Below are 13,927 nucleotides of genomic sequence, written 5' to 3'. Positions count from 1 at the left end.
AATCTAATTGTTATAGTAGATTATTGGATTGTTTTAATAAGATTATGAACCTTGGTGTGCTGTGTTATTAGCAGGTTGAGAAGCAGTGTTACTTCCTTGTGATTGACTTCCTTCTTCACTTGTACCTGAAGTTGGAGTAGTTTGCCCTGAAGGAGTTCCTGTTCCCGATTGAGTCCCTGCCCCATCAGCTTGTCCAGAACCATTTTGTGTTCCAGTTGTTGAACCAGCTGCATTTCCTCCAGCAGGATTTTGTGGGTTGTTATTTGCCCCCCCCCTGTGGTGCTCCTGCTCCATCTGCTGGTGGAGTAGGTTGTTCTGCTGTTGCTGCTTTTCCTGTTTGTTTGTTAATTTCTGCAGCTAATTTATCTAATTCAGTTTGGTTAGTTGCTGCACCTGCTGGGTCCATTACTGGAATGCTTAAAAGAGTTTTAGCAGTTTCTTTATGTTCTTTTGTAACAAGTTCTTTGAATTTTGCTGCTGCTTTGTCTAATGAAGCATCTGCTGCAGCTTTGTCGCTAATTTGTGATTTTGCTAATCCAACAAAATCATCTCAGTATCCTAATTTAACATGAGCATTTTTTGTTCCTTCAGCAAATGTTGAAATAATATCTGAAGATGCTCCTTTTTTAGTAAATAAGTCAGCTAATACTCTAAATAAGGTATTTCCAATTCTTTTTTCAATTGATGTAAAGAATAGTGTTTTTGAAGCTTCAAAAGTTAATGATTGATCTGTATCCACACCGATTACAAATTGACCTTTATTTGATTTTTGGATTTGATCAATAGTTGTAGAAGTTAAACTTCCAGCTACTGGTAAAACAACTTTTGGTGTTCCTGTTGTTACTACTGTATTAACTTTTGGTGTTGATGTTGAATCTGCTTTAAATCCTGTATCTAAAGTTAATGTATCTGCTGTTAATTTTGTAACTTTAGGATTATTAGCATTGTAGTATTTAATTCCTGTTAAGTATCCTGCAATAAAATCAGTAACTCCAGCTCCTAATCCTCCACCAAATGCTGCAACTTTTCTTTTTGCATCATCAATTTCTTTAGTTGAGAAGTAATCTGCTGTTGCATAACCTGCAATTCATCCTGCTTCATCTGTATTGTAGTTTAATGAAATAAATCTACCTGATGGTAATTCTGAATCTGTTAAGTCTCAGTCAATTGCAATAACAATAATTCCTTTTTGGTTAAATTTATCTTTATTTACTTTATATCAGTTTGAAAAAGCACCTGATTGTTGGAATCCAGTTAATACTCAAACATTAGAATCAGTTGTTAATAATGAATTGTAACTTTTTTCTAAGTTAGATGAATCTCCTAATACATATTTATTAGCTTTTGATTCTGTTTGGAATGATAATTGAGAAATTGCTTCTCAAGCTGATTGGTTAAATGATTTATCATTAACATTTCCTCCAGCTGTTAATAAAGTAATTTTCAATTCTTTAGCATTTTTATCAGCGATTGCTTTTTTGATTTCTGGAGCTTTTTGTTCTACTAATTTTTTAATACCTGAGTAATCAGTTGTATAGTAATTGTTTTTATCTCCACATGAAACAACGGTTGCTAAAGTTGCAAATCCTGTTAATGTTCCACCTAGTCCTAATAATAATTTTTTACTTAATTTCATATTATTCCTTTATTTTATTATTTATTATTTTTAATATATATAATATTCACTTAATATTTGAAATTTTTCGAAAATTTGAATATCATATACATTAATTTTACCACTTTTTGAATTTTTTGCATAAAAGTGAAATAAAAAAATGCATTTTATTGAAAAAAATGCAAATTTTTTGAATTTTTGAACTATTTTACTGCTTCTAATTGTTTATGAGAAAATTTTGTAGGAGTTTTTCTACCAAATATTTCAATTTCTACTCAAGAATCACCTAATCTATCATCAGTTTCTATGATTGTTCCTTCTTCGCCTTCAAAACTACCTTCAATAACTCTAACTACGACATTAGGTTTGAAAGGTGAATCAATGATTCCAGCATTATATTTTTCTCAACCTTTTTTTTCTGCTTCAAACATTTTTTTGATTTCGCGGTTAGAAACTGGTGTTGGTTTAGCTCCTTTTCCTGATGAACCAACAAGTCCAGTAACATATTGAGTATTACGAACAATAAATCAGGCATCATCGGTCATAAGCATTTTAGCAAAAATGTAACCTTTATACAGATTCTCTGTTTTTACAACAAATGGTTCCTCTTTTATTTTTTTATCGATTTCTTTTTGAGTTAAATGTGGTACCGTAAACATTTTAATTTCTTCAAAAATACTATCTAAAAATTCTGATTTTATTCTGTTATTTAAAGACTCAATAACTTGTTCTTCTTTTCCTGATATGGTTGAAATCATATATCATTTAAAATTTTCTTTTTCCATTATTTAAAAACCTACTCCTATTGAATTTCAAATTAAAGTTGCAACGAAAGAAATAGAAACAAATAAAATTGAACAAATAACCACAAAGATAATAGTTCACATAAAGTTTTTATTAGCATCTTTACCTTTTGGTCACTTAATTCTTTTTATTTCTTTAATTCAATTTCTGAAATAATATTTTTTTTCTCTTTTCTTTTTATTTCTTTTTTCTTTCATTATTTTTCTTCCTTGTGTAAAGTTTGAGAATTGCATTTTCTGCAAAACTTGTTGATTACTAATCTGTCATCTACAGATTTATTTTTAACATAATTTTTTGACTTGCAAACTTCACAAGCTAATGCAATTTTTTCTTTAGACATAGTTTATTAATTATATATTATTTTTGCAATTATTTGAAATATTCAACTGCTTCGAGTTTTACTTTTTCTAAAAACCTTTTAATTTTAAAGGATGATGTATAGAACTGATTAGATATTTCCTTAATTGTTTTGTTATTAAGATAATATAAATTTAAGATATTTAATTCTTCATGAGAAAACTTTTTAAAAAACCTTTGACAATCTTCTTTAAAAAGGTATTCTTTGGAATTTTCTGCTTCTAGTTTGGTTAAAATTTCATCTTCAAATGAAATACTAAAATTCATTATTTTAGAATTATTTTTAGTAAATGATTTAGCATAAGTCATTAATTTATTAAACAAGATTGCATAAATTACACCTTTTTTGTCTTCTTGATTATATTTCTTTGCTATTTGTGCTACTTCTAAAACGATGGATAAACCATAAATATTAATATCTTCTCAAGTTAAAGGAATGTATTTAAATTTGCTAAAAACATTTTTAGAAGCTGCGATTACTAGTTCTTTATATTTTTCTATTTCCTTTTCTGATTTGTTCATCTTTTCCTTTGTTTTACTTTAATTTAAATAAAACAATTCCGGCTGCTACAGATACATTTAGTGATTGCACAGTTCCTTTTAAAGGGATATAAATATTTTGATCACACATTTTTTCTACACTTTTAGATATCCCGTTTGCTTCAGAACCTAAAATTAATGCCAGTGGATAGTTAAATGTTGTTTGATTAATATCGATGGAATTGGAACTTAAAGTTGTTCCGTAAATTCAGAAGTTTTTTTCTTTTAGTTTAGTTATTGTTGCACTAATAGATGCAACTTTAATAAATTTCATATTTATAAATCCGCCAGATGATACTTTTAAAACTGTTGGGGTAATATCAACAGAACGTTCTTTAGGAAAGATAATATGATTAATTCCGCTGGCATTTGCTGTTCTTATTATTGCTCCGAAATTGTGTGGGTCTTGAATATGATCTAAAATTAAGATTTTTTCTGGTTTATCTTTAAATATAACATTTAAATCATGTGTTTCAATATCACTGATTTGTGCAATAAAACCTTGATGGTTTTCTTTTGTCAGATTATCTAAATATTTGTAATCTTTTTTTATAACTTTAATATCTTTTTGTACTTTGATTAACTCTTCAGGTCTTGAAGAAAAAATTTGAATTATTGGTAAATTATGTTTTATTGCATCCAATACTGAATTTTTCCCACAAATATATTTTCCCATTATTTAAACTCTCTTTTCTTCTTTCTTTTATTTATTTTTCCATTATTTGTTTATAAAATATTTTTTTCATATAAGATTACTCTTAACTTATCTGCTTGTTCGTATTTTTTCTGTTCTTTTAGTTCTTTTCATTTATAATAAATTTCTTTAATTTCTTGATCTAATTGTAAATTTACATAATTAAAACCTATTAGTCTATAAATTTCAAATAGAGTTGCAAAGTCTTTATTTTTCTGTATTTCACTTATTTCTTTATTTGCTTGTGCAAATTTAAATTCAAGAAATAACTTCATTATTTTTTCAATTTTAGAAGTATCAATTACTAAATTATTTTGTTCTAAAATAAATTGATAAAATGATTTAGTTAATTGTTGAATTTTGTTTTTATTAGAAATAATGAGCTCATCACTTAAATCAACAGGAGCAAAAATATTAGTTGTTAAAATAATATTTCTAAAAGTGTCAGTTCCGTGTAAAGAAGCAAAATCTTTTGCAAGCAAAATATTTCCTAATGATTTAGACATTTTATATCCGTTTTTATTAATAAAGCCAGCATGAATTCATTCTTTGGCAATTGCTTTATTTGTTAAAGCAAAATGCTGTGCATTTTCATTTTCGTGATGGGGAAAAAGCAAATCAACACCACCAGCATGAATATCAATGGTTTTTTTATTAAAGTAATAATAAATCATTGCACAACACTCTGTATGTCATCCTGGACGTCCTTGTCCAAATTCAGAATCGTATTTTATACCTAATTCTGTATTCTTTCATAAAGAAAAATCCTGTATATTTTTCTTTTTTAAAGAATTATCTTCTTCGTTTTTCATATCTTCTAATTTGCGATTAGATAGACTTCCATAATTATTTATTGTTTTAACATCAAAAAAAACATTACCTTCACTTTTATAAGCATTTTTATTATCTAATAATTCTTTAATATAATTTTTAATTCAATCTAGTTTATCTGTAATTTTTAAAATTTTAGTTGGTTTAACAATATTATAAATTTTAAATAACTTTAGATATTCTTGATAATAAAATTCACTGATTTCTTTTTCATTTTTATTTTCTTCGATTGCTTTTTGTATGATTTTATCATCAATATCAGTGATATTGTGAAGATAATTTATTTGGTAATTAAAGTATTTTTTAACTCTATTTAAAATATCTATAAAAACAAGAGAGCGCATATTTCCAATATGCACATGATTATAAACTGTTGGACCACATAAATAAATGTTTTCTTCTTTCATTTTATTGATATTCCTTATTGTTTAATTTTTTAGTTTTTTGATCATAATCAGGACAGTATTTATATACTATATCTCAAAATTCTTTTGAATGATTAGGGACAAAACAATGAGCTAATTCGTGGTAAATTACTGAATCAATGATATCTTTGGAAAAAGGGGATAATGCTTCTGAAAAATAAATTTCTTTTCTAAAAATATGATTAGTACCTCAAGTAGATTTTTTAACTCTTACAAATACTCTATTTTGATGTTTTATTCCCATTTCTTTTTCGATGTTTGTTAATCTCACTAATAAATATTTTAATAACTCTCTTTTTCTAATTTCTTCTATATATTCTATTACTTGCTTTTTAGTTTTTAAGAGTCTTGGTTGAAAACCAGTTCTTAAAGGAACGAATTTATATTTTCCAAAAAATAAATCAAAAAGGCAATGAATTTTTTCTCCAAATAAATAAAAATATCTATTGTCTAAATCTATATCTTTTGTAAATAAAGTAGTTATTATTTTATCTTTATACTTATTAAAAAAAGGTCTAATAAATTCTATTAATTGTTCATCATCAAGTATTTTTTCATTTTTAACTAAAATAAAATCTTTTTTTAATGCTATTTTTTGAATATTAGAAGTAGTTACTTCTTGCTCAACTTTAATTGCTAAATTATCAATTATTAATTCTCTTAATACTTTTTGTTTTTCTTTACTTTCCATATTTTACCTACTTGTTGAAAAAGATTTTAATGCTAAATAATCTTTTTTATTATTTGTTTGATATTTTTCAAAAGCTTCTTTAATAGCTTTTAGAGTTTCTGGGTTTATTCTTTCTTCTAATGAAGTGTTTATATCAAAAAGAATTTGATTGAGTTCATCTTCTAAGCAAATGATAACATAAGCTAACTCATTTTCGATTTCTAACCTTTGTGCTCTGTTTGAAAACACAATTAAAGAAAGAATAGGAAAATTTCCATCTAACATTTTTTTTATATGATAAATATGCTTATCATTTTGATAAACAGGATTAGAAATTTCAAAACTCTTATTTCCTAAGACTTTATTTAGTGTTTTTTCTGTTGAATTTCCTTTAATAACACCATTTATTGATTTTATTTCTACTATAATAATCGCTTTGTTTGTTAGTAATATTCCATCAACTTCAAATAATTGATTATCGTTGTATTTGTATAAACTACTTTCTAAAAAATAAAAATTATTTTTTTCTGCTCATTTTCTTAAAAGAAAATTAATATTTTTTTCTGCTTCTAAACCTAATTGCTCCTGTTTAGATATTTTTTTAAAATATTTAAACCTTAAAAAAAGCAAAAAGAAAGTTATTAAAAGCATCAAAAACATACTTACACTAATTCCTGCAATTACTGCTATTTGCTCTTGACTCATTTTTCCCCTTTATTTTTATTTAAATTATACTATTTTGTCTTTACAAATAAAAAGAAAAAGACAAGATAAATAAATATCTTGTCTAAAAATTATTTGTCAATAATTTTTCATTTTTATATAAAATTATAAAATTATTCACTATTTTAATATTACTTTGCTATTTTTCTAAAGTAATTACTGTGTTTGTATCGTATTTTAAGGAAGAAATACCTAATGAAGAAAAGTGTTTTTTCATTTCTGAAGTTGTACTTGTGTCATATGAGAATTTAAAGTTATAACGTGGACTTACAGGTAATTCTGAATTACCTCATTTTTGTTTTTCAACTAATGTAGAAGTAGCAGTGAAAGTTTTACCTCCAACTTTTAAATTACCATTTTCATCTAATTCTTTTAATTCTAAAGTAAATTGTTTTGTACCGTTGTCATGTTTAACTGGTGTTGTGTCTTTGTGTGATGTTGAAGTATCTATTAATGATAAATCAAATTCAAAACCTTTATCATTACTTAGTACTTTGTCAAATACAAATTTATATTTATTGAAATTTGTTGTTTGTGTTTTAAATGTTTTAGATTCTTCACTAATTAATACAACTTTTTCTTCAGTAGCTGGCGTTTCAGGTGTTACTGTTGGTTTTTTAGTTTCTCCACATGAAACTACAAAAGCAAAACCTGTTAAAGCAGTAACGCTTGTTCCTAAGGTTAAGAATACATTTTTTAAGTTTTTTTTCATTTTTCTCCTTATTTTTATTGTCTATAACAATATATTAAAAAAATAATTATTATTTTTAATACAAATTAATTTTATAACTTTAAATTTTGAATTTACAAAAAAAAAAAAAAAAACAATCTTTTTTTATAAAAAAAATGTCTTTTTTTGCTTTTTTTACTTTTAATTAAAGTAAAAAAAATAATAGAATACATATCAATATTCTATTATTAATTTATTAAGTAAATAACTAAATTATTTATTTTTTAAAACGATTACTGTATTTGTATCATATTTTAATGAAGAAATACCTAATGAACCAAAGTGATCTTTTGATGTTACATCGCTTCCATATTCAAAACTAAATTTGTAGTGATTTCCATCAGCAGTTGATGTTGCAGTAAATGTTTTACCATCTGTTTTAACTTTACCGTCAGCAGTAAGTTCTTTTAATTCTAAAGTAAATTGTTTGTCTCCGTGTTTAACTGGTGTTGTGTCATTAGCTGTTGTGTCAACTAAATCTAAAACATATTCAAAACCAGTAGAAGTACTTTTTGTTTTATCGAATTTAAAATCGTATTTTGCAAAATCAGTTGTTTCTGTTTTAAATGTTTTTTCTGATTCATTTACAAATAAATCATCTGCTACATCTGATTGTGTTGTTGGTTCTTGTTTTTTAGTTTCTCCACATGAAACTACAAAAGCAAAACCTGATAATGCTGCTGTTGCTGTTCCTAGTGATAAAAATATATTTTTTAAATTTTTTTTCATTTTATTCTCCTTAAAAAATTAATATATCTTAAAATGATAACATAAAATAATTTTTTTCAAATTTTTTTATTTTTCTATTTTTAGTTTTTTGCTATATATAGTTTTTGTAAATAATTAAATATTATTATGATTTATAATCTACTTACCTAAACGATTAGTAAGGATTTTTCCTACAATGGTTCCGTCATTTGTTGCTGTTGCAATTTGTCTAATTTCTTTTTGAGTTACATCTCCAATAGCATATATTCCTTTTTCTTTAGTTTCTTGGAAGTGATCTACTTTGATAAAACCATTTGGTTCTAAAATATTTAAGTCTTTTAAGAAACTAGTTGCAGGAATAAATCCAATGTATGGAAACAGTGAAGCAACTTTAATTGTTTGAACTTTACCATTAATTTCAACTTCTGCTTCTTCTAAAGATGTATTTCCTTTTAATTTTAAAACTTTAGAGTTAAAGTGAACTTTAACATTTGGTTTTGACATCAATTCATCAACAAGTCTTGGTTCTGCATTAAATTTAGCATCTCTTACAAAGATATTTACTTCTGAAGCAATAGAAGCTAAAAAAGAACCTTCTTCAACAGCTGAATTTCCACCACCTATAATAATAGATGGGTTTTTTCCAAATAAAGGACCATCACAAATTGCACAATAAGAAACTCCACGATGCTCAAATTCTAAAATCCCTTCAATATCCATTGGTTTTCTTTCGTTCATACCAGAAGCAACTACTACTGCTTTTGCTTTAATAATTTTATTATTTTTTAAGTGAATTTCTTTTTCAAACTCACTTAAAGATAATACTTTTTCTACTTCTCCGTATAAATGCTCTGCACCATATTCTAAAGCATGTTCATACATTCTAAGAGCTAAATCAGCCCCCATTACAACTTTATCTCCTGGCCAGTTTTCAATTTTTGATTGTGCTACCATTTTTCCACCAGGAGCACCTTTTTCAATAATTGCAACTGATAAATTTCCTCTAGATGCATAAATTGCTGCTGTTAAACCAGCAGGACCTGCACCTATTATTGCTACATCATAAATTTTTTCCATTTTTATACCTTCTTTTTTTATTTTGTAATTTTAATTAATTCTTTTATAGTTTACTCAAGTAATGAAAAACATTTTTTCTTTTGTTTTCTCATATCTTTGAACTTTAGTTACTTTAATTCCTGCTTTACTTATTGAATATCTGTAATTTGAAAAAAATTGGTAATAAATTACAAATATAAGACCTACAACAATATAAATAATTGCTAAAACAAAGTAAAATACATATGATTCTTGTCTTAAAAATTCCATTGAAGATCTAACTACTCCATATCAAATTAAGTAGAAACCAGCAGTAACTCCAGGTTTTAATCAATTAAATAAATTGAATATTCAAACAATAATGATGTATCCAACAATTGATGTTAGAAACTCATAGAAAAATAAAGGTACTCTTAATGCTCCTTCTGTATTTACTGCATCGCTGATGAACATATTTCTAACAATTGTTTCACCAAGTCATAAAACAGTACTTCCATCAGCATCTATTTTTCCATAAACTTCATGGTTGGTATAGTTACCTCATCTACCAATTGCTTGTCCTATTAAAACAGCTGGTAAAATAATACTCATTGCTTTTCGATAATCAATTACATCTCTTTTAAAATATATATAAATTAAATCACAAACAGTTGAGAGAATAACACCTCACTGAATTGATAAACCACCTGATCTAATATTTCATCAAGTGTGTTTTAAACTTTCTGCATTACCTGCAATAAGTTGTTCAAAAATAAATCCTAGTCTTGAACCAATGATTGAAGTTGGTATAGTAATCATAACCAAGATTGCTAAGTGATCAGTATTCATCTTTTCTCTTTTTCAGAAAAAGAAGATGGTTAAAATCGCTAAAATCATACCAAGCATAATCATTACACTATAAACAGGTAATCATGTCTGATTAAATAAATAATATGCTTCTCCTTCATTAAAAGCACGAGCATTTTTCAAATAATCAGGAAAATTGGGGTTATTTGGCATTATTTTTTATCCTTTCTTGTATTTTTTGAATAGGATCCAAACCATCTTGTTTAACTAGGTAAGAGTTAACAGCTGCTACCACTAAAGAAGAAGTTGTTCTTCCTTGTTTAACAGGTATTTGAATCTTTTGAATTGTTCCACCTAATATATTATAGTGCAATTCACTATTTCCTAATCTATCAAAGTTAATAGAGTTATCACTTAAAACTAACTCTAAAACTAAATCTATATCAAGTTTTTTTCTAATCATACTTGAACCATAAGTATGTCTAATATCTATTATTCCTATTCCCCGTACTTCTAATAAATCTTGAGTAATTGGGGAAGGTTTTCCAATAAACCTGGTTCCAAGCCTTGAAATGATAACAGTATCATCACTAACAAAAGTATGTCCATCTTGTATTAATTCTAATACTGCTTCAGATTTACCAACACCTGAAGAACCTACTATTAAAACTCCAATTCCATTTATTATAATTGCACATCCATGAACCGCTTCTTTTTTAGCAAAATATTCAGATAAAAAACTCCCAATATTTGCAATTAAAGTGGATAAATGTTCTTCACTATTAGTAACTTGCACTGAAAATTGGTTGGCAATTTCAAGTACTTCATCATATAGTTTTTTAGAAAAACCAATTGACAACATTAGCAGTGGTGGATGTTGTCCTAAAACACGAATTAATGCATTTTTCCTTTCTGTTTGGTTTAAAGAAAGTAAAAATTCCGATTCATTTGTACCTCAGGCAACAATGTTTTTAGTTAAAGTTTCATTACTTACTGCCCCAGCAAGTAATAAACCCGCTCTATTAATAGAAGGTCTTTTGATTTCCCCTTCTGGAAAGTTGTTGATGGGATTTAAATTAAACTCATTTATTAAAAAAGAAATTTTAATGTTTTCCATTTTTCAAGACTCCTTTTAAATATTGACCTGTGAAAGAATTTTCCTTTTGAACAATTGCTTCTGGAGTTCCTGTTGCAACTATGGTTCCACCATTAACTCCACCACCTGGACCTAAATCAATTACATAGTCAGCTACTTTAATAATATCTAAATTATGTTCAATTACTAAAACAGTTTCACCGCTATCTGCTAATCTATTAAGAACTTTAATTAGTTTGGAAACATCAAGTGGATGTAATCCAGTACTTGGTTCATCAAGAACATAAAAAGTTTTTCCTGTAGGTTTTTTTTGTAAGAATTTAGCTAATTTTACTCTTTGTGCTTCACCACCAGAAAGTGTAGTTGCTGATTGTCCTAAAGTAATATAGTCAAGTCCAACATCTATTAAAGTTTTTAATTTACTTGCAATTTTAGGGCGATTTTCAAAAAATTCATAAGCATCAAGAACAGTCATATTTAGAACATCTGAAATATTTTTATTTTTATATTTAATTTCTAGAATTTCATTTTTATATCTTGTTCCATCACAGTGATCACAATTGATATAAACATCAGGTAGAAAATGCATTTCTATTTTTAGCATTCCATCACCTTGACATTTTTCACAACGACCATCAGAAGCATTAAAAGAAAATTTCCCTTTTAAATATCCACGACTTCTAGCTTCCTCTAAATTAGCAAAAACGTCTCTTATGTCGTCAAAAACACTTGTATAAGTTGCTGGATTTGATCTTGGAGTTCTTCCTATTGGTGATTGTGAAATTTTAATTAATTTATCGATATTATAATGTCCATTTAGTGATTGGTGTTTTCCAACTCTTACTTTTTCTTCAGAAGTCATATTTTCAAGTGCTTTAACTAAAATTTCATTAACTAAAGTACTTTTTCCAGAACCAGAAACCCCTGTAACTGCGATAAATTTACCTAATGGAAAATTAACATCAATATTTTTTAAGTTATTTTCTTTAGCTCCCTTTATAGAAATAAATTGCCCATTTCCTGCCCTTCTTTTATTAGGAATAGCAATAAAATTTTTACCTGATAAAAATTTTCCTGTTTCTGAAATTGGATTATTCATAATATCTTCTACAGTTCCCTCAGCAACTAGTTCTCCACCATTACGACCTGCTAAAGGTCCTATTTCAATAATGTGATCTGCTTCTAAAATAGTTTCTTCATCATGTTCAACAACTATTAATGTATTACCAATTTCAACCATTTTTTTCAAAGAATTAATTAATTTACGATTATCTTTTTGATGTAAACCAATTGATGGTTCATCCAAAACATATAGAACACCAGTTAAATTTGAACCAATTTGTGTTGCTAACCTAATTCTTTGTGATTCTCCACCTGAAAGGGTTTCTGATTTACGATTTAAAGATAAATATTCTAATCCTACATTAACTAAAAAACTTAGTCTATCTTTTATTTCATTAACTAATAATTCAGCAACTTCTTTTTCAAAAGCATTAATTCTTAAATTTTGAACCTCTTTTAATGTATCTTCAATGGATAAGTTACAAAGTTCAAAAATATTTAAATCATTAATTTTTACAGCTAATGAGTAGCGATTTAATCTCGCTCCGCCACACTCATCACAATTAAATTCTGACATAAACTTCTTGTATCAATTACGAATATCTTCACTAGAAGTTTCTAAATACTTTCTTTCAATTCTTTCTAAAAGTCCTTCAATTCTTCTTGTTCTATTGTATTTATTACCACTTTCAGATTTGATAGTATAACTAATTTCATGTTCAGAACCATATTTTAAGATATCTATTTGTTCATCAGAAAGTTCGTTAATTGGTTTATTAATGTCAATATCATAATAGTTTAATAAAATTTCAAATTCTTTTCATTCAATAGATTTTCCATTAATTGGAAAAGGAAATAATTTAATTGCTCCTTCTTGAATAGAAAAGAATTTATTAGGAATTATTAAATCAAAATCCGCTCTTAAAATAACACCAATTCCTTTACATTTGTCACACATACCACTTGGTGAATTAAAAGAAAAATCCTTTGTATCAATGTGTGGCATATTAAAATCACCATATGGACAAGCTTGCTGTTTGGAAAAAGTAATTGTTTTTTGGTTGAGAATTTCAACATTAACTATTCCTTGAGAATAATCAGCGGCTACATCAATGGATTCTGTAATTTTACCTCTATTTTTTTCTTCAATACTTAATCTATCAACAACAATTTCAATGTTGTGTTTTTTATTTTTTTCTAATTTGATTTCATCTTCTTCAATAAGGAAAATTTTTCCATCAATTTTTAGTCTTAAAAATCCTTCTCTCTTTAATTTTTCAATTAATTTTTCATGTGAACCTTTTTCATTTGAAACAACAGGAGAAAGGATGTAAATTTTTGAATTTTCCGGAAAAGTAAAGATAGAATCAACAATATCTTTAGTTTTTTGACTTGTAATTTCTATTTTATGCTTTGGACAAAATGGTTTTCCTATTCTTGCATATAATAAACGTAAATAATCATATATTTCAGTAATAGTACCTACTGTTGAACGTGGATTATTATGAGTTGTTTTTTGTTCAATAGAAATAGCAGGAGAAAGTCCATCGATAGACACAACATCAGGTTTTTTAGTTCCACCCAAAAATTGTCTAGCATATGAACTTAAAGAATCAACATATCTCCTTCTTCCTTCTTCATAAATTGTATTAAAAGCAAGTGATGATTTACCAGAACCAGAAACTCCAGTAAAGACAACTAACTTATTTTTTGGTATTTTTAGATTTATATTTTTTAAGTTATTTTCTTTTGCACCAACTATGGTAATAAAGTCTTGTGTATTTTTCATTTTTTAATTATACAAAAAATGTAATTTTTTTGTTTTTTTTA

At 26.5% G+C, this 13,927-nt stretch carries 16 protein-coding genes; all 16 read right to left on the bottom strand.

Annotated features, from left to right (window positions below):
- Positions 1-42: 42 nt before the first annotated feature.
- Positions 43-294, bottom strand: a complete 252-nt coding sequence (locus ACXX88_RS00250) for a hypothetical protein (RefSeq protein ID WP_458559221.1) — start codon at positions 292-294, stop codon at positions 43-45.
- The gene (locus ACXX88_RS00245; RefSeq protein ID WP_458559220.1) at positions 260-1,636 is read right to left on the bottom strand and encodes a BMP family ABC transporter substrate-binding protein; all 1,377 of its coding nucleotides are present in this window, start codon (positions 1,634-1,636) and stop codon (positions 260-262) included. Before ACXX88_RS00245 ends, ACXX88_RS00250 begins: the two co-directional genes overlap by 35 nt.
- 182 nt (positions 1,637-1,818) lie before the next feature.
- Positions 1,819-2,400: a transcription termination/antitermination protein NusG gene (gene nusG, locus ACXX88_RS00240; RefSeq protein ID WP_458559219.1), complete on the bottom strand. Its 582-nt coding sequence runs from the start codon at positions 2,398-2,400 to the stop codon at positions 1,819-1,821.
- Between the two features lie 3 nt (positions 2,401-2,403).
- On the bottom strand, positions 2,404-2,616 hold the full coding sequence (gene secE / locus ACXX88_RS00235; protein WP_458557500.1) for a preprotein translocase subunit SecE: 213 nt from the start codon (positions 2,614-2,616) through the stop codon (positions 2,404-2,406).
- On the bottom strand, positions 2,616-2,759 hold the full coding sequence (rpmG, locus tag ACXX88_RS00230) for a 50S ribosomal protein L33 (protein WP_436358942.1): 144 nt from the start codon (positions 2,757-2,759) through the stop codon (positions 2,616-2,618). The genes secE and rpmG overlap by 1 nt, the downstream gene beginning before the upstream one ends.
- Before the next feature lie 29 nt (positions 2,760-2,788).
- Positions 2,789-3,298 (bottom strand): hypothetical protein, encoded by a 510-nt coding sequence (locus ACXX88_RS00225; protein WP_458559218.1) that lies wholly within the window; start codon positions 3,296-3,298, stop codon positions 2,789-2,791.
- 13 nt (positions 3,299-3,311) lie between these two features.
- Positions 3,312-3,992 (bottom strand): 23S rRNA (guanosine(2251)-2'-O)-methyltransferase RlmB, encoded by a 681-nt coding sequence (gene rlmB / locus ACXX88_RS00220; protein WP_458559217.1) that lies wholly within the window; start codon positions 3,990-3,992, stop codon positions 3,312-3,314.
- 50 nt (positions 3,993-4,042) lie between these two features.
- Positions 4,043-5,248 (bottom strand): cysteine--tRNA ligase, encoded by a 1,206-nt coding sequence (cysS, locus tag ACXX88_RS00215; RefSeq protein WP_458559216.1) that lies wholly within the window; start codon positions 5,246-5,248, stop codon positions 4,043-4,045.
- A gap of 1 nt (position 5,249) precedes the next feature.
- Positions 5,250-5,957, bottom strand: coding sequence for a M48 metallopeptidase family protein (locus ACXX88_RS00210; protein ID WP_458559215.1), 708 nt, complete (start codon positions 5,955-5,957; stop codon positions 5,250-5,252).
- A gap of 3 nt (positions 5,958-5,960) precedes the next feature.
- On the bottom strand, positions 5,961-6,641 hold the full coding sequence (locus ACXX88_RS00205; protein ID WP_458559214.1) for a nuclease-related domain-containing protein: 681 nt from the start codon (positions 6,639-6,641) through the stop codon (positions 5,961-5,963).
- 157 nt (positions 6,642-6,798) lie between these two features.
- A complete protein-coding gene (locus ACXX88_RS00200) occupies positions 6,799-7,371 on the bottom strand; it encodes a hypothetical protein (RefSeq protein ID WP_458559213.1) in 573 nt (190 codons plus the stop codon).
- Positions 7,372-7,602: 231 nt separating this feature from the next.
- Positions 7,603-8,118 carry a hypothetical protein gene (locus tag ACXX88_RS00195; RefSeq protein WP_458559212.1) on the bottom strand — a complete coding sequence of 172 codons (516 nt, stop codon included), beginning with the start codon at positions 8,116-8,118 and terminating at the stop codon, positions 7,603-7,605.
- A 138-nt stretch (positions 8,119-8,256) separates the two neighbouring features.
- Positions 8,257-9,174 carry an NAD(P)/FAD-dependent oxidoreductase gene (locus tag ACXX88_RS00190; RefSeq protein WP_458559211.1) on the bottom strand — a complete coding sequence of 306 codons (918 nt, stop codon included), beginning with the start codon at positions 9,172-9,174 and terminating at the stop codon, positions 8,257-8,259.
- A gap of 30 nt (positions 9,175-9,204) precedes the next feature.
- On the bottom strand, positions 9,205-10,152 hold the full coding sequence (gene lgt / locus ACXX88_RS00185; protein ID WP_436358933.1) for a prolipoprotein diacylglyceryl transferase: 948 nt from the start codon (positions 10,150-10,152) through the stop codon (positions 9,205-9,207).
- Positions 10,142-11,056: an HPr(Ser) kinase/phosphatase gene (hprK, locus tag ACXX88_RS00180; RefSeq protein WP_458559210.1), complete on the bottom strand. Its 915-nt coding sequence runs from the start codon at positions 11,054-11,056 to the stop codon at positions 10,142-10,144. Before hprK ends, lgt begins: the two co-directional genes overlap by 11 nt.
- Positions 11,043-13,886, bottom strand: a complete 2,844-nt coding sequence (gene uvrA, locus ACXX88_RS00175) for an excinuclease ABC subunit UvrA (protein ID WP_458559209.1) — start codon at positions 13,884-13,886, stop codon at positions 11,043-11,045. Before uvrA ends, hprK begins: the two co-directional genes overlap by 14 nt.
- Positions 13,887-13,927: the final 41 nt, after the last annotated feature.

The organism is Mycoplasma sp. 5370 (assembly GCF_054343435.1).
Note: the sequence above shows the minus strand (reverse complement) of the source record. Positions and strands in the feature narration are given on the sequence as shown.